General features: G+C 70.4%; 19 protein-coding genes. 10 read left to right on the top strand and 9 right to left on the bottom strand.

The features are described from left to right. Nucleotides 1–62: 62 nt before the first annotated feature. Together SMIR_RS20575 and SMIR_RS20570 are read right to left on the bottom strand one after the other, a co-directional pair. A complete protein-coding gene (locus SMIR_RS20575; protein ID WP_101404342.1) occupies nucleotides 63–290 on the bottom strand; it encodes a DUF3263 domain-containing protein in 228 nt (75 codons plus the stop codon). Nucleotides 291–324: 34 nt separating this feature from the next. Continuing rightward, the gene (locus SMIR_RS20570; protein ID WP_248002982.1) at nucleotides 325–1,542 is read right to left on the bottom strand and encodes an ABC transporter substrate-binding protein; all 1,218 of its coding nucleotides are present in this window, start codon (nucleotides 1,540–1,542) and stop codon (nucleotides 325–327) included. Nucleotides 1,543–1,751: 209 nt separating this feature from the next. On the opposite strand from SMIR_RS20570, the gene SMIR_RS20565 reads away from it, so the two are divergent. The 3 genes from SMIR_RS20565 to SMIR_RS20555 all read left to right on the top strand — a co-directional run bounded on the left by SMIR_RS20565 (nucleotide 1,752) and on the right by SMIR_RS20555 (nucleotide 4,930). Further along, complete coding sequence (locus tag SMIR_RS20565) at nucleotides 1,752–2,708, top strand: ROK family protein (protein ID WP_168492923.1); 957 nt, start codon at nucleotides 1,752–1,754, stop codon at nucleotides 2,706–2,708. After that, nucleotides 2,708–3,853, top strand: a complete 1,146-nt coding sequence (gene nagA / locus SMIR_RS20560; protein WP_168492925.1) for an N-acetylglucosamine-6-phosphate deacetylase — start codon at nucleotides 2,708–2,710, stop codon at nucleotides 3,851–3,853. Before SMIR_RS20565 ends, nagA begins: the two co-directional genes overlap by 1 nt. 147 nt (nucleotides 3,854–4,000) lie before the next feature. Next, the gene (locus SMIR_RS20555) at nucleotides 4,001–4,930 is read left to right on the top strand and encodes a 1-phosphofructokinase family hexose kinase (protein WP_212727218.1); all 930 of its coding nucleotides are present in this window, start codon (nucleotides 4,001–4,003) and stop codon (nucleotides 4,928–4,930) included. A 553-nt stretch (nucleotides 4,931–5,483) separates the two neighbouring features. Here SMIR_RS20555 and SMIR_RS20550 read toward each other — a convergent pair. Beyond that, entirely contained in the window at nucleotides 5,484–6,449 is a 966-nt protein-coding gene (locus SMIR_RS20550; RefSeq protein WP_168492929.1) for a carbohydrate-binding protein, read from the bottom strand. A gap of 117 nt (nucleotides 6,450–6,566) precedes the next feature. Next, nucleotides 6,567–8,291: a diguanylate cyclase CdgB gene (gene cdgB, locus SMIR_RS20545; protein WP_212727217.1), complete on the bottom strand. Its 1,725-nt coding sequence runs from the start codon at nucleotides 8,289–8,291 to the stop codon at nucleotides 6,567–6,569. Nucleotides 8,292–8,721: 430 nt separating this feature from the next. Here cdgB and SMIR_RS20540 point away from each other — a divergent pair, with 430 nt between their 5' ends. After that, nucleotides 8,722–9,231, top strand: a complete 510-nt coding sequence (locus tag SMIR_RS20540; protein ID WP_168492931.1) for a flavin reductase family protein — start codon at nucleotides 8,722–8,724, stop codon at nucleotides 9,229–9,231. Nucleotides 9,232–9,263: 32 nt separating this feature from the next. On the opposite strand, the gene SMIR_RS20535 is transcribed toward SMIR_RS20540, so the two are convergent. The 3 genes from SMIR_RS20535 to arfB form a co-directional block, all read right to left on the bottom strand. Continuing rightward, on the bottom strand, nucleotides 9,264–10,238 hold the full coding sequence (locus tag SMIR_RS20535; RefSeq protein WP_212727216.1) for a sigma-70 family RNA polymerase sigma factor: 975 nt from the start codon (nucleotides 10,236–10,238) through the stop codon (nucleotides 9,264–9,266). Between the two features lie 84 nt (nucleotides 10,239–10,322). Then, nucleotides 10,323–10,610 (bottom strand): hypothetical protein, encoded by a 288-nt coding sequence (locus SMIR_RS20530; protein ID WP_054235132.1) that lies wholly within the window; start codon nucleotides 10,608–10,610, stop codon nucleotides 10,323–10,325. 90 nt (nucleotides 10,611–10,700) lie between these two features. Further along, nucleotides 10,701–11,138, bottom strand: coding sequence for an alternative ribosome rescue aminoacyl-tRNA hydrolase ArfB (arfB, locus tag SMIR_RS20525; protein ID WP_212727215.1), 438 nt, complete (start codon nucleotides 11,136–11,138; stop codon nucleotides 10,701–10,703). Between the two features lie 196 nt (nucleotides 11,139–11,334). Between arfB and SMIR_RS20520 the strand changes: the two genes are divergently transcribed. From SMIR_RS20520 to SMIR_RS20505, 4 genes are all read left to right on the top strand, one after another. Continuing rightward, complete coding sequence (locus tag SMIR_RS20520; protein WP_101404331.1) at nucleotides 11,335–11,910, top strand: TerD family protein; 576 nt, start codon at nucleotides 11,335–11,337, stop codon at nucleotides 11,908–11,910. A gap of 204 nt (nucleotides 11,911–12,114) precedes the next feature. Continuing rightward, nucleotides 12,115–12,750, top strand: a complete 636-nt coding sequence (locus SMIR_RS20515) for an MPN domain-containing protein (protein ID WP_212727214.1) — start codon at nucleotides 12,115–12,117, stop codon at nucleotides 12,748–12,750. Nucleotides 12,751–12,754: 4 nt separating this feature from the next. Next, on the top strand, nucleotides 12,755–13,576 hold the full coding sequence (locus SMIR_RS20510) for an SgcJ/EcaC family oxidoreductase (protein ID WP_168492937.1): 822 nt from the start codon (nucleotides 12,755–12,757) through the stop codon (nucleotides 13,574–13,576). Nucleotides 13,577–13,646: 70 nt separating this feature from the next. Next, nucleotides 13,647–14,165, top strand: a complete 519-nt coding sequence (locus SMIR_RS20505; protein ID WP_168492939.1) for a GNAT family N-acetyltransferase — start codon at nucleotides 13,647–13,649, stop codon at nucleotides 14,163–14,165. 1 nt (nucleotide 14,166) lies between these two features. Here the strand turns inward: SMIR_RS20505 and SMIR_RS20500 are convergent, their stop codons facing one another. Next, on the bottom strand, nucleotides 14,167–15,588 hold the full coding sequence (locus SMIR_RS20500) for a M1 family metallopeptidase (protein WP_248003664.1): 1,422 nt from the start codon (nucleotides 15,586–15,588) through the stop codon (nucleotides 14,167–14,169). 195 nt (nucleotides 15,589–15,783) lie between these two features. On the opposite strand from SMIR_RS20500, the gene SMIR_RS20495 reads away from it, so the two are divergent. After that, on the top strand, nucleotides 15,784–16,284 hold the full coding sequence (locus tag SMIR_RS20495; RefSeq protein ID WP_075027404.1) for a hypothetical protein: 501 nt from the start codon (nucleotides 15,784–15,786) through the stop codon (nucleotides 16,282–16,284). A gap of 29 nt (nucleotides 16,285–16,313) precedes the next feature. On the opposite strand, the gene SMIR_RS20490 is transcribed toward SMIR_RS20495, so the two are convergent. After that, nucleotides 16,314–17,015: a pentapeptide repeat-containing protein gene (locus SMIR_RS20490; protein WP_168492943.1), complete on the bottom strand. Its 702-nt coding sequence runs from the start codon at nucleotides 17,013–17,015 to the stop codon at nucleotides 16,314–16,316. 180 nt (nucleotides 17,016–17,195) lie between these two features. On the opposite strand from SMIR_RS20490, the gene SMIR_RS20485 reads away from it, so the two are divergent. After that, entirely contained in the window at nucleotides 17,196–18,176 is a 981-nt protein-coding gene (locus SMIR_RS20485) for a zinc-binding dehydrogenase (RefSeq protein ID WP_168492944.1), read from the top strand. Nucleotides 18,177–18,189 lie beyond the last annotated feature (13 nt).

Raw genomic sequence — 18,189 nt, 5'->3', positions numbered from 1 at the left:
CCCACGGCTCACCGAGTCACAGTCCTCGAACGCCGGACGGCCACCCCCGGCCGGTGCCGCTGTCAGCGGTCCGCGCGGCGGCTGTCCCGGATGCGGCGGAGGCGGTTCACCGTGATCGGGTCGTGCGCGAGGGCGCGGGGGTCGTCGAGGAGGGCGTTGAGGAGTTGGTAGTAGCGGACGGGGGCGAGGCCGAGTTGCTCGCGTATCGCTCGTTCCTTCGCGCCGGGCCCCGCGAAGGAACGGCGCTCCATGGCGAGGATCCCCCGCTCCCTCCCGCTCAGTTCGTCCATGACCGCACCGTAGCTCCCGCCACCGACAGCGGGGCTACCCCGCGGAGTCCGTCGTGGTCGCCGCCTGCTGGAGCGAGCCGAGGATCCCGGCCGGGCTGCCGTCCGGGGAGACCGCCTTGCCGATCTGCTTCTTGATGTCGGCGCTGACGGCGGCCCAGGACGTCTTGCCGACCGGATAGAGCTGGGAGGAGGGGAGCTCGTGCAGGAACGGGCTGAGGTCCGCGTCGTCACTGTCCGCCGCCATCGCCTCGGACGCGGACGTCGTGACCGGCAGCAGGTCGTACTCGTGCGAGAAGGCGAGCACGTTCTTCTCGCTGTAGACGTAGTCGAGGAACGTACCGATCTGATCCCGGTGGCCGTTCTTCTTGAAGGCCATCATCCAGTCGGCGACACCCATCGTGGCCCGGCTCTTCCCGCTGACGCCGGGCATCGGCACCATCCCGAACTTCACGCCCTTGTCGGCGGCCATCTTCATCAGCGTGGGGTGCCCGTTGAGCATCCCGACCTCGCCGCGCGCGAACGCCGCGAAGGCGTCCGCGCGATTGAGCTTCGCGGGCGCGACCGGTCCGGTCAGCCCCTTGCCCACCAGGTCGTCCTTGAGCCAGGTGAGGGTGGCGACGTTCTGGGCGGAGTCGAGGCTGTAGGTGCCGACGTCGTCGGTGTAGCCGTCGCCGCCGCTCAGCAGCCACTGCATGGTCTCGGCCTGCGCCTCCTCGGGACCGAGGGGCAGCGCGTACGGGATCTTCACGCCCCGGGCCTTCAGCGCCTGCGCGTCGGCGGCCAGTTCGCTCCAGGTCGTCGGCGCGCTGAGACCCGCGGCGGAGAACAGCTTCTTGTTGAAGAAGAGCAGCCGGGTGGAGGCGGCGAACGGCATGCCGTACTGCACCCGGTTCATCTTCCCCGCGTCGGTGAGCTGCGCGACGAAGTCGGCCTGGACGGGTATGGAGAGCACCTCTTCGGCCTTGTACAGCTCGCCCTTGTCGGCGTAGTCGGCGTACGCGCCGATCTGCGCCATGTCGGGGGCGTCGCCCCGCGCGACCATCTCCTTGACCTTGCGGTCGACGTCCGTCCACGGGTAGACGCTGACCTCGACCTTGGTCCCGGGGTGTTCGGCCTCGTACGCCTTGACGAGCTTGTCCCAGTACTTCTGGGAGCTGTTGGCCTTGGAGTCCCCGTAGTCCGCGGCCACGAGTCTGAGGGTCACGTCCCCGGAACCGGCCGAGCCGCCGCAGCCCGCGAGGGTCGCCGTCATGCCCAGCGCGGACGCCGCCGCGATCAGTACTGTCCTACGTCCTGTCCTACGCCGCTGCACCGCACTTCTCCCAACCCCCGGCCGCCCCTGTCCAGAGGCTGTCCGTCTTTGCTTCTGCGTCCGTTGCATCCGTCTCGGAATGCGGATACAAGGTCTACACCACGCGAGTGGACTAGACCTCTCCTGGGGTAAGGGGCGACACTGTCCCCGTGAGACATGTCATCGCCCTCGATGTGGGCGGCACCGGGATGAAGGCCGCCCTGGTCGGGTCGGAGGGCGAGCTCCTCCACCAGGCCCGCCGGCCCACCGGCCGCGAGCGCGGTCCGGACGCCGTGGTCGACGCGATCCTCGACTTCGCGGCCGAGCTGCGCGCGTACGGCGAGCACCACCTCGGCGAGCCGGCGGCGGCGGCCGGAGTCGCCGTCCCCGGCATCGTCGACGCCGAGGGGGGCGTGGCGGTGTACTCGGCCAACCTGGGCTGGCGCGACGTCCCGATGCGCCGGCTGCTCGGCGACCGGCTGGGCGGGGTGCCGGTGGCGCTCGGACACGACGTGCGCACCGGCGGGCTCGCGGAGGGCCGGATCGGCGCGGGGCAGGGGGCCGACCGTTTCCTGTTCGTCCCCCTCGGTACCGGCATCGCGGGCGCGATCGGCATCGACGGCGGCGTCGAGGCGGGCGCGCACGGTTTCGCGGGCGAGATCGGCCATGTCGTCGTACGCCCCGGCGGGACCCCGTGTCCGTGCGGGCAGCACGGCTGTCTGGAGCGGTACGCGTCCGCCGCCGCCGTCAGCCAGGCCTGGGCCGAGGCCTGCGGGGACCCGAAGGCGGACGCCGCCGACTGTGCGAAGGCCGTCGAGTCCGGGGACGCGCGGGCGCGGGAGGTCTGGCAGGACGCCATCGACGCGCTCGCCGACGGGCTCGTCACCGCGCTCACCCTGCTGGACCCGCGCACTCTGATCATCGGTGGCGGTCTCGCCGAGGCCGGGGAAACCTTGTTCACACCGCTACGGGCCGCCGTCGAGCGGCGCGTCACCTTCCAGAAACTGCCGTCCCTCGTCCCCGCGGCCCTCGGGGACACGGCCGGCTGCCTGGGCGCGGGCCTGCTCGCCTGGGACCTGCTGAATCAGCCGACCACTTCCCAACCGACTTCGGAGGTATCCACCTGATGGCCCCTAGAACGGTTCTCGCCGGTGCCAGGGTGGTACTGCCCACCGGAGTCGTCGACGACGGTCGTGTGATCGTCGACGGCACACGCATCGCCGGCAGCGCGCCCTCGTCGGCGCGGACACTGGACCTGTCGGGCCACTGGCTCGTCCCCGGCTTCGTGGACCTCCACAACCACGGCGGCGGCGGCGCCTCCTTCACCTCCGGCACCGTCGAGGAGGTCCTGCGGGGCGTCCACACCCACCGGCTGCACGGCACCACCACCCTCGTCGCCTCGACCGTGACCGGTGACATGGACGGACTCGCCCAGCGCGCCGGGCTGCTCTCCGAGCTGGCCGAGCAGGGCGACATCGCCGGCATCCACTTCGAGGGCCCGTTCATCTCGCCGTGCCGCAAGGGCGCGCACTCCGAGGAACTGCTGCGCCACCCGGACCCGGCCGAGGTCCGCAAGCTGATCGACGCGGCGCGCGGCCGAGCCAGCATGGTCACCCTCGCCACCGAGCTGCCGGGCGGCATCGACTCCGTACGCCTGCTGGCCGAGCACGGGGTGATCGCGGCGATCGGGCACACGGACGCGACGTACGAGCAGACGGTGGAGGCCATCGAGGCGGGCGCGACCGTCGCCACGCACCTGTTCAACGCCATGCCCGCGCTCGGACACCGCACGCCCGGCCCCATCGCCGCCCTCCTGGAGGACGAGCGGATCACCGTCGAGCTGATCAACGACGGCACCCACCTCCACCCCGCCGCGCTCCAGCTGGCGTTCCATCACGCGGGCGCGGACCGGGTGGCGTTCATCACGGACGCCATGGACGCGGCGGGCTTCGGCGACGGCCGCTATCGGCTCGGCCCGCTGGAGGTCGAGGTCAGCGAAGGGGTCGCCCGGCTGGTGGAGGGCGGCTCGATCGCGGGCTCCACGCTCACCCTCGACCGCGCCTTCCAGCGGGCGGTGACCGTCGACCGGCTGCCGGTCGAGGACATCGTCGCGGCCCTGTCGGCCAACCCGGCCCGTCTGCTCGGCCTGTACGACACGGTGGGCTCCCTGGAACCGGGCAAGGACGCCGACCTGGTGGTCCTGGACGCGGAGTTCGCCCTCAAGGGCGTGATGCGCCGGGGCGAATGGGTGGTTGACCCACAACTGGGCTGATTCGCCCTCCGATTGGAGCGCGATGTGACGTACGGCGGTCGTCCCGGGACTGGGCCGACCGCCGTTGTCTTTGGCATGATCGAGCCTCCGGATTCCCCGGAACTCGAAACTGTCGGCCAGCGCATTCATCGAGGGAGGTCGGTCCGGATGATCCTCACGGTCACACTGAACACCGCTCTCGACATCACCTATCGCGTACGGTCCCTGCGCCCGCACACCGCGCACCGGGTGACCGAGGTGACCGAACGCCCCGGCGGCAAGGGCCTGAACGTGGCCCGGGTGCTCGCCGCCCTCGGCCACGAGGTGACCGTCACGGGCTTCACGGGCGGCGTGACGGGCCGCGCCCTGCGGGACCAACTCACGGACACACCCGGGGTGGTGGACGCGCTGATCCCGGTCGAGGGGCCGACGCGCCGCACGATAGCCGTGGTGGACACGACGACGGGTGACACCACTCAACTCAACGAGCCAGGACCGGAGATCACCCCTGCCGAGTGGGCGGCCTTCCAGGAGGCGTACGAAGTGCTGCTGCGCTCCGCCTCGGCGGTGGCCCTGTGCGGCAGCCTGCCGCCGGGGGTGCCGGTGGGCGCCTACGCCGGGCTGATCCGCGCGGCCCGCGCGGCGGCCGTCCCGGTCCTCCTGGACACCAGCGGCGAACCCCTGCGACGGGGCGTCGCCGCCCGTCCCGACATCGTCAAGCCGAACACCGACGAACTGGCCGAACTCACCGGCTCCCACGAACCGTTGCAGGCGACCCGGGACGCCCGCAGGCGCGGCGCGCACGCCGTCGTGGCCTCACTGGGCGCCCAGGGCCTGCTCGCCCACACTCCGGACGGCCTCTGGCGCGCCACCCCACCACGCCGCGTCCACGGCAACCCGACCGGCGCGGGCGACTCGGCGGTCGCGGGCCTGCTGTCGGGACTGGTGGAGCACCTGCCATGGCCGGAGCGCCTGGCCCGGGCCGTCGCCCTGTCCGCGGCGACCGTACTGGCACCGGTGGCGGGCGAGTTCGACCGGGTTGGATACGAGGCGTTGCTGAGGCGAGTGGCGGTGACGGGGGAGCCATCGGCGGCGTGAGAGTGTCCCAGCTCTCGCCTTCTAAGCCGCCGCAGGAACTGACCAAGAACCGCTCTTCCCCTCGCGCCCGACAGATGATCTGATGATCATCTATTCGTCGCGCTGACCAGCGGCGAAAGAACCAGAATTGGGGACTCTGTGATACGAACAATCACGCGCATGGCTGCCGTGCCCGGCGCGCTGGCAGCGTCGCTCCTCTTCGCTGCCGCACCTGCACACGCTTCCGTTTCAGGTGCGTATGGCTCCACGGACTGGACTCTCCGTGAAGGTACGTCGACATCCTCAACTGCAGTGCTCAGGGTCCACGCGCTTGGCCATGGCACACCGGACGCCGTTCCCTGCTGGGTATCCAATTGCACAGGCGACGTCACAGGTGGGTCATATCGCTGCACGAGCGGAGGCGCGACGCACAACACATGGACACCCCTCAAATGGGAGGGCAAGAAGCGGTGGGTCGCAGATCAGTGTGTTGGGTTCGGCCGTATCGCCTGATCTGAGGCTCTCATGACGGTCCGCCGGAGCTCCCCGGCGGACCGTTTGCGTTATCGGACCCCTACTGCAGCCACAATTGGTCCAGGAAGGCGTTGCATTGGTTCCCCTGGCCACAGGAGATCTCCAACACGTTGGTCCCCTTGCTCAGGTTCACGGGAGCCCAAGTGGACTGCCAACCCTTCTCCAAGTCGCCCTTCGGTGAGCCGATGAAATTCTTCATGCCCAGGGGCTGTGCGTTGGCCTTGCCGTTGACTGTCAGTGTCGCGTCGGCGTCCACGCCCGGGATGTCATAACGCACGTACAACCGGTAGGAGCCAGCCTTCTCAATGCCATTGACGGTCCACGTGACTTTGGCGCCAACCTGGTTGAAGCCAGTCACATAGACCCCGCCGTCCGCCTTCGCTCCCTTGGTGTCGGATGCCCTGCTCACTCCTGGCCCGAGGTTCAACGCCTTCGCGTCGATCGTCGGCAGGTCCCCCGCGCTCGCGCTGCTGCTGGCCGACTGGCTCGGCTGGGCGCTCTGGGACTGCGACGGGGTCGAACCCGCCGTGTTACCGCTCTTATTGTCGTTCGAGTTGTCGTTCATCATGGCGATGCCGATGCCGATGACGACGGCGGCGACCACGGCGATGGCGCCGATCAGCAGGCCCTTGGTGTTCGGTCCGCGGCCGCGACCGCCGCCTCCCGACGACTGCCGGCCGGTCGGGGACTCGCCGGGGACGGTCTCGGGCGCCGCGTAGTGCGCGTTCGGCTGGCCGTAGGCGCCCTGCTGCGGCACCTGGCCGTACGGTGCGGTCGGCGCGCCCTGCTGGCCGTACTGCGCGGTAGGAGCCTGCTGGCCGTAACCGGGCTGCTGCTGTCCGTACTGGCGTTCGCCGACCGCCCGCACCCGGTTGACCGAGCCGGGGTAGCCGTAGCCGCCGCCTCCGCTGGGCGGAGTGGCGCCGTTGGCCTGACCGTCGGCGTACAAGTAGCCGAACGGGTCGTCGTCCTCGGGCGTGCTCGCGCCGTTGTTGCCGGGCGTCATCCCTTGGTCTCCTCAACAGGTGCGGTTCAGATGCGGTACATGGATGAATGGCGAGCCTACCCGCTCCCAGGGGGCCAAACGGGTGGGCTTCACCGCATCAACCCACTGACCTGTGACTTATCCGGCACGCCGATGCTGTTTGGGACGAGACCGTTTCTCGACGTACATACGTTCGTCAGCGGATTTCAAGACCTCGTCCGCCGTCATGCCACAGTGTGCCCACCCGATGCCGAAGCTGGCGCCCACCCGGACGGCCCGGCCGTCCACACGGATCGGCGGGATGATCGCGTTCCGCAGTCGTACGGCGAGGTCGGCCGCGTCGGCCCGGCCGAGCCCGTCGGCGAGCACCACGAACTCGTCACCGCCGAGCCTGGCCACCGTGTCGCCGTCCCGGACACCGTTCGTCAGGCGTCTGGCGACCTCGATGAGCACCGCGTCGCCCGCGTTGTGCCCGAAGCGGTCGTTGATCGACTTGAAGCCGTCGAGGTCGCAGAAGAGCACCGCGAGCCCCTTGGTGCCGTCGTCCGTCTCGCCCTCGGGCGCGATGGTGTGCACATGGTGGTCGAAGGCGTCGTACGCGTCGAAGCCCGCGGCGAGGTCGAACCCGTGCCCGCTCCCGTTGCCCGCGGCGCCTGCGCCGCCTCCGGGGTGGCCGTCGTAGGAGTTGTGCTCGGCCGCCTGGTCCGCGAACGGACCGTGCCCGTACGCCGCGTCCAGCGACTCGACCGTGCCCGGCTGAAGGGCCCCGGGGCGCTGGCAGAGGCGGGAGCCGAGGCGGGAGCGCAGCTCGGCCGAGTTCGGCAGGCCGGTGAGCGAGTCGTGCGAGGCGCGGTGGGCGAGCTGGAGCTCGCGGCGCTTGCGTTCCTCTATGTCCTCGACGTGCGTGAGCAGGAAGCGGGGGCCGTCGGCGGCGTCCGCGACGACGGAGTTGCGCAGCGAGACCCAGACGTAGGTGCCGTCGCGGCGGCCGAGTCTGAGCTCGGCGCGCCCGCCCTCGGCGGACGTCCGGAGCAGGGTGCCGATGTCCTCGGGGTGCACGAGGTCGGAGAAGGAGTAGCGGCGCATCGCGGAGGCGGGGCGGCCGAGGAGGCGGCACAGGGCGTCGTTCGTACGCAGGATGCGGCCGTGCTGGTCGCCGCCCATCTCGGCGATGGCCATGCCGGAGGGGGCGTACTCGAAGGCCTGCCGGAAGCTCTCCTCGCTGGCGCGCAGGGCCTGCTGCTCACGCTCGAGGCGGACCAGGGCGCGCTGCATATTGGCTCGTAGACGCGCGTTGCTGATGGCGATGGCGGCCTGGAAGGCGTACATCTGGAGCGCCTCGCGCCCCCACGCGCCGGGGCGCCGTCCGTTGCGCGGCCGGTCCACGGACAGGACGCCGATCAGCTCACCGGTGCTGGCGCCGGAGACACCGGGGCTGTACATCGGCGCGAAGAGGCGGTCGGAGGGATGCCACTCGTCCTCGAAGCGCGGCGCGGGCCCGTCGGTGTACCACTGCGGTACGTCGTCGTCGTCGAGGACCCAGCCCTCGGTGTGCGGAATGAAGCGCAGATCACCCCAGGCCTCGCCCATGTTCAGCCGGCGGTCCCAGGAGGCGCGGGAGCCGACCCGGCCGGTGATCAGCGCTTCGGCGGCGGAGTTGCCGGCGAGCGCGGCGACCACGAGGTCGCCGTCGGGGCGTACGAGATTGACACACGCCAGCTCGTAGCCGAGGCCCGTGACCACGCCGTCGGCGACGGTCTGCAGCGTGTCCGCCAGGCTCCGCGCGGTGTTCATGTCCGCCATCACCTGATGCAGTTGCCGCAGGGTCGCAAGACGGACATAGGGCTCCGACTCGGTCTCCATTCGCCCTCCCCTCGAGACCTCGCAGCAACTCCAGGGTTGTCTTCGGCGTACCTGGTTCTCTTACGGTTCTCTCGCGTACTACTTGGTAGCTTCGTTCATAGCTTCCCCGCCACTGAATCACAGCGCGCTGCCCACTCGGTACACAGGGTCAACAAAATATGGCTCCTGTGACTCAAGTCACAGCAGAAGATGAGCAATTGAGTGGGGTTTCTGCATTCCCTCCGTGTGTTTACTGAACGCTTATTTGGACGCTGTGTAGACACTGTGAGCAGTTGTGTCCGTCCCGAGACCTAGGACCGGCTTAGGACCAGGCTTAGTACCGGGCTCGGACCGAGGCCCGATGTGGCTCCCCGGGGTCGGAGACTAGCGTTTCGGCGTGCTGAACACTCCCTCTGCCGCTCCACTCACCCCCTCCGTGCATGCTGAGGGGGTGAGCAACGACGAGTTCCGTGCCGCCATGTCCCGGCTGGCCGCGGGTGTGGTCCTGGTGACCGCGCACGAGCCCGCGCTGGACCCGGAAGGCCCCGGCGGTGAGGACGTCGGCATGACGGCGACGGCCTTCCTGTCCGTCTCCCTGGACCCGCCCCTCGTCATGGTCAGCCTGCGCGAGGGCTCCCGCATGGACGACCTGCTCGACGAACAGCCCTTGTGGGCCGTCTCCGTGCTCTCCGAGAGCCAGCGCCACATCGCGGGCCGCTTCGCCATGAAGGGCCGCATCAGCGACCGTCTGCTCTTCGAGGACATCCCGTACGTCCGTGGCGAGACGTCCGGGGCACTCCTGGTGGGCGGCGCCCTGGCGACCCTGGAGTGCCGCACCGAGCAGCGGGTCGCCGCCGGTGACCACACCCTCGTCATCGGGCGGGTGCTGACCGCGTCGGTACCGAGCGGGGACGGCGGACCGCTGCTGTACTTCAAGGGGCGCTACCAGCAGTTGGGCTGACGCCCTTTCTTCGAGGGACTGGGGGCGAGGAGCTACCGGTCGAGGACGGTGACGTCCAGCCCGGCCAGCCGCTCCGGGTCGTTGAGGATGTCGATGACGGCGATCCTGCCGTGCACGACCGTGAAGGCGAGGACACCGACGACGCGTCCCTCCGCGACCACGACCACACCCGCGGCGCCGTTGACGAGGGCGGGCCGCGCGATCCGGGCCAGGTGCGCGTACCCGCTCGCCCCCGAGGCCACGGCGATCGCACCCGCCGTCACCCCGCCCTCGCTCCGCGCCACCACGTCCGGGTCGAGCACCGCGACGAGCGCGTCGAGGTCGCCCTCCCGCGCCGCCGCGAGGAACGCGTCCACGACCGCCCGCTGCCGCGCCAGGTCGGGATCGGGCACGGGCGCCCCGCCCTGGACCCTGCGCCGGGCCCGGCTGGCGAGCTGACGGGACGCCATCGGCGTACGGCCCACGATGGGCGCGATCTCCTCGAAGGGCACCGCGAACAGGTCGTGCAGCACGAAGGCGAGCCGTTCGGCGGGCGTCAGCGTCTCCAGTACGACCAACAGGGCGAGGCCCACCGAGTCGGCGAGCAGCGCCTCCTGTTCGGGGTCGATGCCCGAGACGGGGCTGAGCACCGGCTCCGGCATCCGGACGCCGGGCCCCTCCGCCAGGGGGCCGAGCGGCTCCTCGGCACGGGTTCGGCGGGAGCGCAGCATGTCGAGACAGACCCGGCCGACGACGGTCGTCAGCCAGCCGCCGAGGTTGTCGACCCGGTCGGCGTCGACACGGCTGAGCTTGAGCCAGGCCTCCTGGACGGCGTCGTCGGCCTCCGCGAGGGAGCCGAGCATGCGATAGGCGACGGCGCGGAGGTGATCGCGGTGGGATTCGAATCGCGCGGCGAGAAATTCGTTCGCGTTCGCGCCGTCCTTCGCGTTCTCGGCCTTCTTCGCGTTCGCGTTCTTCGCATTCTTGTCGTCATTCCCGTTCTCTCCGGGAAATTCGCTGTCGCTCATACGTCACATCTCCTGGTCGCCGCCGCGGTCCGGCACGGACTTGCCCGTCATGGCATTGACGGACCGCGGCCTCCTGATGTGACGTCACGTCTCCGGGACGGCGCTCAGCCGCAGCCGACCACCGTCCCCGGAGCGCTCCACTTCGACCTCGTTCACGGAATCGTCCGCGAAGCGGAGGGTGAAGTACGGACTGGCCTCGATCAGGAACTGCATGTCCTCCCGCGCGCCGCTGTCCAGCGGCGCGGAGACGACGGCGTCCCACGCACGGGCGTCGGGCACGGCGGCCTGCCGCAGCCGGACGGGGATCCGCGCCAGGCAGGTCGATCGATTGGCCCACCACTCCAGGTGCGCCCTGTCCTCGTATCCGTCCATTCCATGAGATTAGCGACAACTCGCCACAAAGGCCTGTCACCTCATACCCACTCAGTGGCCGACACGCCCGCGGAAGACTCGCGGGTGCCCCTAACCCCAGTCGCGTCCGGAGCGGCCCCGCTTGGTGTCGGAGCGCTGTTTCTTCTCGCGCAGCCGCCGTTCGTTGATCCCCCGGGGGATGCGGGTGGCCCGGCGGGGCTTGGGCGGTGGCGCGGTGGCCTCGGCGAGCAGGGAGGCGAGTCGTACGGCCGCGGTCTCCCGGTTGCGCCACTGCGACCGGTGCTCGGACGCGCGGACGCTGATGACGCCGTCGGCGAGCCGCCCGGCGAGCTTGGCGAGGGCGCGCTCCTTCCAGACCGGGGGCAGCGCCTCGGTCTTCGCGAGGTCGAACCTCAGCTCGACCTGCGAGTCACTGGTGTTGACGTGCTGTCCGCCGGGCCCGCTGGAGCGGGAGAAACGCCACAGGAGCTCGGCCTCGGGCAGGGAGACGGAGCCGCGGATGACGTAAGGACCGGACATGGGGTCCATGGTCGCGTGGATGTCCGGTCCACGTCACCCCGTTTTCGCCGCCACGTGTCCGCCAAGAGGGTAAAGAAAGTAAAGAGACCAGGAACCTTCGACACCCCTCTTGGCGTTCTTAGGGGTAGCTGTAGCTTCGTGCCCGTACGAAGCCCATACGTACGGGCACAGCGCACGTACGCAACGAGGGAAGGGACTCCCAACAATGGCTGTAAGCCTGTCCAAGGGTGGCAACGTCTCGCTCACCAAGGAGGCTCCGGGCCTGACCGCCGTCACCGTGGGCCTCGGCTGGGACGTCCGCACCACCACGGGCACCGACTTCGACCTCGACGCCTCGGCCATCGCGGTCAACACTCAGGGCAAGGTCTACTCCGACGCCCACTTCGTCTTCTTCAACAACAAGCAGACCCCGGACCAGACCATCGTCCACACCGGCGACAACCGCACGGGCGAGGGCGCCGGCGACGACGAGGCGATCAACGTCAACCTGGCGGGTCTCCCCGCCGACGTGGACAAGATCGTCTTCCCGGTCTCCATCTACGACGCGGAGAACCGCTCGCAGAACTTCGGCCAGGTCCGCAACGCCTACATCCGCATCCTCAACCAGGCCGGCGGCACCGAGATCGCCCGCTACGACCTGAGCGAGGACGCCGCCACCGAGACCGCCATGGTCTTCGGCGAGCTCTACCGCAACGGCGCGGAGTGGAAGTTCCGCGCGGTCGGCCAGGGTTACGCCTCGGGCCTCGTGGGCATCGCCCAGGACTTCGGCGTCAACGTCTGATCCGTACAAGGCGGTTGAAGGAGCCCCTGGCCCGGGACACCGGGCCGGGGGCTCCTCGCGTTCCCGCTGCCCACTGCCCCCGCCCCATAGGGATATCCCCACATTCCGAGCAAGTTACTGAAACCTTCAAGCACTTGCCTCTAGGCTCCAGGCGTCCCACTCACCCCCCACGGGAAACGGAGCCCCCACCTCATGTCCCACTCCATGTCCGACTTATCGGACGAGCACTGTACGAACGACAGCACTCCCCCCACCGTCCTGATGGACAACCAGGCACTCGACGACTTCCTCACCGCCGCGGTCACCGAGTACCAGCTCATCACCCCCCGAACCCCCCTCCCCTGCTTCGCCCTCCTCCTGGGCAACGCCGGCCGGGGCACCCTCCACGTCGAACGCGTCGCCTTCGGCCGCAACGCACGCACCTCGGACCCGGCCGCCCGTGTCGAGTTCAGCGAGACGATCGTGCCCCGCTTCGGACCGGCCTACGAGAACGAGCACCGTGCCTGGTGGATCGACTCCCGGGACCTCCTCAAGGCCTCCAAGGAAGCGGACGCCCTGGGCCTGGAACTGCTGGGCTCCATTCACATGCACCCCGACTGGCACCGCATAGGCCCGCCGCGGGAGCGCGCCGTCGTCCTCAGTGAGCGCCCCACTCCCATGGACCGCCACGTCTTCGGGCAGACGGCCTGGCCGATCAACATCATCTGCTATCTGGAGCGCCGGGCCGACGCGTTCTACCACGCGCTCGCGGCCTGGGCCCCGCCTCCGGCCGAACATCTCGACAGCGACTGCACCGAACTCCCCCTGCGCGTCCGTACGAGCACCTCGGTAGGTGTCTGACGTCATGACGACCGCCGAAACGCACTCGATCCACGCCCTGTGGGAAACGATGGCCCGAGCCTGGGCCTCGGCCGACGCCACGCTCTTCGCCTCCGTCTTCTCCCCGGACTGCGACTTCACCACCGTGCGAGGGGACAAGCCACCGGGCCGGGCGGGCATCGCGGCCGGCCACGACCGCCTGTTCCGCACCCAGTACGCCTCGACGCGGCTGGACGCGAGGATCGTCGCGGTCCGTCACCTGCGCCCCGACCTGGCGACGGTCGAGGCCGAGTCGACGGTTCTCACCGCCGTGGGCGCGCCCCTGGCGAAGACACACGCCTTGGCGGTGGCGGAGCGGACCGCCACCGGGGACTGGCACCTCACCGCGTTCCACAACATGATCCCGGCGATCCCGAAGGAGACAGCCGCCGTGCCGCAGCCCACCGAGTCCGAACAGGCCCGTCCCAAACTCCGCCACCTGGCGATCGTCGCCAAGGACCCGGAGAAACTGGCCGCCTTCTACACCTCGGTCTTCTCGATGGAACTCTTCCACCGGGACCCCGACGGCAGTTGCTTCCTTTCCGACGGCCACCTCTCCCTGGCCCTCATCAAGCACCGCCTCGACGGCGACACCCCGCTCGGCATGAACCACTTCGGTTTCCACATCTCCGACACGGAAGCCACCTCGGCGGCCCTGGCCGAAGCGGGCGCGGACAAGCCCGCCGAACGCTTCACCAACCGCCCCTTCGCCGAATACCGGGCCATGGACCCGGAGGGCAACTGGTTCGACCTCTCCGAACACGGTTTCGGCGGCCCCCGCCCCCCGTCCGCCCCTGACGAGACCTGACCGTCCCCCGCTCCCCCCTCACCCGTGCCCGGCCACCACCGGGCACGGGACAGGCCCTAGCCTGCACCGCGTGATTCTCGAAGCCCTCGCGCCCGGCCACGACATCCCCGTCGCCCTCCTCGGCGAACTCACCTCCCTCTACGCCTCCCACCACGAGTTCTTCTCCCTGAGCGGGGATTTCCCCGACGCCCACGACATCCGGCCGGAGCAGGTCGCGGCGGCGCTCACCGAGGAGATGGCGCATCCGGGGGTCGAGGTGCTGCTCGCGCGGAGTGCGGGGCGACTCGCCGGGGTCGTGATCACCCTCGCGCACCACCCCGACCCCACCGATCCGGATCCGTGGATCGGGCTGCTGATCGTGGACGCGAGGGAGCAGCGCAAGGGGTACGGGCGTGAGCTCGTGGCACTCGTCGAGGAGAGGTTCCGCCGCACCGGCCGAGACGCCGTCCGCCTCGCCGTCCTCGACAACAACCCCCGGGGCCTCGCGTTCTGGACCGCCCTCGGCTACGAGACCATCGGCCATCGCGAGGACCTCCAACTGGGCCGCCCCTGTGCGGTGCTGCGCAAGGCGCTGAACGGGAGGACCTGAGTCACGCCCGGGGCGGCTTGCCCTCTCCGTACAGCCAGTCCTTCCAGACGCCGCTGAAGTCCTTGTCCGGGGCCTTCTTCTCGACGTAGGCCGTGAAGTCGGCCGTGGACGCGTTGGCGTGGCGGTGGGTGGCGGCCCAGCCCTGGATGATGTCGTAGAACGTGTCGTCGCCGACGGTCCGGCGGATCTTGTGCAGGACCATCGCGCCACGGTCGTAGACGGGCGGGTCGGAGATGTGGGCCGCGCTGGAGGGCTTGGCGGGCGGAAAGGCCCAGATCGCCTTGTTCTTCTCGGGGGTGTCGTAGTAGTCGCCCCGGTAGAGGGAGTTGAAGATCTCGTCGGCGGTCTCGCCGTCGTGGTCCTCCTGGTACAGCCACTCCGCGTACGTGGCGAAGCCCTCGTTGAGCCACATGTCCTGCCAGGACTTGGGCGTGACGGAGTCGCCGTACCACTGGTGGGCCAGTTCGTGGACGAGGATGCCGGTGTCCGGGGCGCCGGGGAAGACGGGGCGGGTCTGGGTCTCCAGGGCGTAGCCCGAGTCGTCGCCGCGGTCCACGATCGCGCCCGTCGAGGAGAAGGGGTACGGGCCGAAGTTGTACGCCTCCCAGTCCATGATCTCGGGTATCTCGGACAGCACCTTCTTCGCGGCCGCGGTCTGCGTCGGGTCCACCGCGACGTACACGGGCAGGCCGTTCTTCGTCGTCGAGCGCGTGATGTCGTACCGGCCGATCGCGACCGTGGCGACATAGCTCGCCATCGGTTCGGCGGTGTGCCAGGTGAAGGTCCTGCGACCGTCGGCCGCCGTCGTCTCGCTCGTCAACTCGCCGTTGGAGACCGCCTGCAGGTCCTTCGGGACGGTGACGGCGATGTCGTACGTCGCCTTGTCGGAGGGGTGGTGGTTGCCGGGGAACCAGGCCATCGAGCCGGTGGGTTCACCGAGGGCGAGAGCGCCGTCGGCCGTGGGCAGCCAGCCCTCCTGCGAGCCGTCCTGGTCGGTGAGCGTCTCGGGGGTGCCCGAGTAGCGGACCGTCGCACGGAACGTCTCGCCCTTGTCGAGGTCGGTGTGCGGGCGCACGGTCAGCTCCTGGCCCGCCCGGTTCCAGCGGGCCTCCTTGCCCTCGACGGTGACGGCGGCGACGTCCAGGCCCTTCAGGTCCAGGTCGAAGGCGCTGAGGTTCTGGGTGGCCCGGGCGGTGATCTCGGCGGTGCCGTCGAGATGGTGCGCCTTGGGGTCGTAGGAGAGGGTCAGGGCGTAGTGCGTGACGTCGTAGCCGCCGTTGCCCATCTTCGGGAAGTACGGATCCCGGACCCCGGTGGCACCGGGCTTGCCGTGCACACCTCCGCCGCCGCACGCGGTGAGCGCGAGAGCGAGGGCGAGAGCCGGGGCCGGAGCAAAGCGGACGGTGATGGAAGATCGGGGCACACCAGCGATCCTACGAGGCCCCGACAACCCCACTCCAGGCCGCGAGCCCCGCCCGAGGGCCCGGCTGCCGGCCGGCGGGGGCCGGTCGCGCACGCGCGGCGGAGCCGCATATGTCATGGCCCCGCGCGTCTTGCGGAGCGCGGCCCCTCCGCGGAGCCGTACCCGCTCCCCCGGGCCCGTGACACCATCACCTACGTGCTCGACATCGGCTACGCCCTCTCCAACCGCTTCCCCGACCCCCCGCAGACCGACTACCGCCGCGCGGACGTCCACGCGCTGCGGCACGACCTGTTCTGCGGCGACGTCTATCTCGCCGACACCAAGGCGGACCGGGAGCTGTCCACAGCCTGGGGATGGGTGCCGGTGCTCGACTTCGCGTGGGCCCTGTGCGACATCGTGGAGCAGCTCGACCGGGACCCGCGCGGCAGCCGGGCCTCGCGCCCCCAGCACGCGGAGCTCGACTTCACCGAGTCGACGGACCGCATGCTCTTCGAGCGCCGCTTCGGCTGGGTGGACATCGAGGCCGACTGGATGCCGGGCGACGAGGAGCCGCTGACCTTCTCCCACTCCGCACTGCGCCGCGAGGCCCGCGACTTCCTGCACGATCTGATCGCCGACCTCACGGACCTGCACGACGACCTCGCCGAGAACCCGGCGATCTGGACCCTCCAGGCCCGCTTCCCCCGAGTGGGCTGAGACCCCCGTACCCCCCACTCGGCCCCGGCTCACGCTCCCGGTCCCGGCCCCCCGTCCACCCGCACCCCCAGCGCCGCGGCGAACACGGGCGCCAGGTCGAGCAACTGGCTCGGACTGATCACCGCCCCCGCCAGCCGGTCCACGCCCCGTGCGATGTCCAGCTCCGCCGCGTGGCGCAGGTCCACGTCCGTCAGGGTGGCCGCGGTGAGGTCCGCCCCCTTCAGGACGCAGTCCACGAACTCCACGCGCTCCAGCCGAGCACCCCCGAAATCCGGCTCGACCAGCACGCATCCCTCGAAGACGACGTCCTTGAGCCGGGCCTTGCGCAGGTTCAGGTAGTCGATCTTGCCGCCGCGGATCAGAACCCGCTCCAGCACCGCCCCGTGCAGCTGCACCCCGCCCAGGCGGGCGTCCACCAACTCGACGTCGCGCAAGGTCGACTCGGCGAGATCGGTGCCCACACCCCGTATGCCCGTCAGGACCGAGTCCAGCAGGCGCGCGTGGTGCAGTCGCGTCTCGTCCAGCGCGCACCCCGTCAGGGCGCAGTCCATGAAGGTCGCTCCCGCGCCGTCCTGCCCGACGAAGTCCGCCTCCCGGAACTCCAGCCCGTCATAGTCGCCGTCCGGCTCCAGTCCGGAGCCGTCATGGGGTTCCAGCGGCGGCAGCCGCACCTCCGGCCGCCGCGCCCCCCGGTCCCGCCCACTCGCCCTGCCCGCCGCTTTTCGCACCATGCCCCCATCGTGCACTCCGCCACTGACAACGCCCCCGACCCGCGCCTTTGACCACGCCCCGCACCCGCGCCTTGACCTCAAGCGCGCTTGAGGCTGAACGCTAAGCCGCACCACCGCCGAGCAATCAAGCACGCACCGAGCAATCGAGTACGCCTCAGCACGTCAGCGAGGGAGACCGTCATGCACGCCGTCCGCCTGCACGCCTTCGGCCCGGCCGAGAACCTCACCTACGAGAGGACCGAGGATCCCGAGCCGGGCCCGGGCCAGGTGCGTATCGCCGTGGCCGCGGCCGGTGTCCACCTCCTGGACGCCGCCCTGCGCGCGGGTGCCCGGGGCCCGGCGCCCGCCCCCACCCCGCTGCCCACGATCCCCGGCCGTGAGGTCGCCGGCACCGTCGAGTCCCTCGGCGCGGGCGTCGAAGGCCACTGGCTCGGCAGGCGCGTCGTCGCCCACCTCGGGTTCGCGCCCGGGGGCTACGCCGAACTGGCCGTCGCCGACGTCGACCGCCTGCACGAGATCCCGGAGAACCTGGACTTCGCCCAGGCCGTCGCCATGATCGGCACGGGCCGTACGACGATGGGGATCCTCCGGTTCGCCGAGCTGGGCCCCGACTCCGTCGCGCTGATCCCCGCCGCCGCGGGCGGTATCGGCACCCTGCTCGTGCAGTACGCCCGGCACACGGGTGCCACCGTGATAGGTCTCGCGGGCGGCCCGGAGAAGGTGGCCCGCGTCCACGAGAACGGCGCCGACCTGGCCGTCGACTACAAGGACGGCGGCTGGCCGGACCGGGTCCGCGCCCATCTGGACGGGAAGCCGGTCACCGTCGTCTTCGACGGCGTCGGCGGTGACGTCGCCCGCGCCGCCGTCGAGCTCCTCGGCCCCGGCGGGAAACACCTCGTCTTCGGCTGGTCCGGCGAGGGCATCCAGAACGGCGGGCCGCTGCTCGTGGAGGGCGTGTCCGAGCAGGTCCTCGGCCCCGTGATGCTGCGCGGGGCGGGCGGTCCCGACCCCCTCCGCACGCTGGAGCTGCGGGCTCTCGCCGAAGCCGCCGCGGGCCGCCTCACCCCGGCCGTGACCCGTTTCCCGCTGGCCGCCGCGGCAGCCGCCCACCGGGCCCTGGAGACCCGCGCCACCCTCGGAAAGGTGGTCCTGGAGCCATGAATCGAGATCGACA

The organism is Streptomyces mirabilis (assembly GCF_018310535.1).
GTDB lineage: Bacteria > Actinomycetota > Actinomycetes > Streptomycetales > Streptomycetaceae > Streptomyces.
Note: the sequence above shows the minus strand (reverse complement) of the source record. Positions and strands in the feature narration are given on the sequence as shown.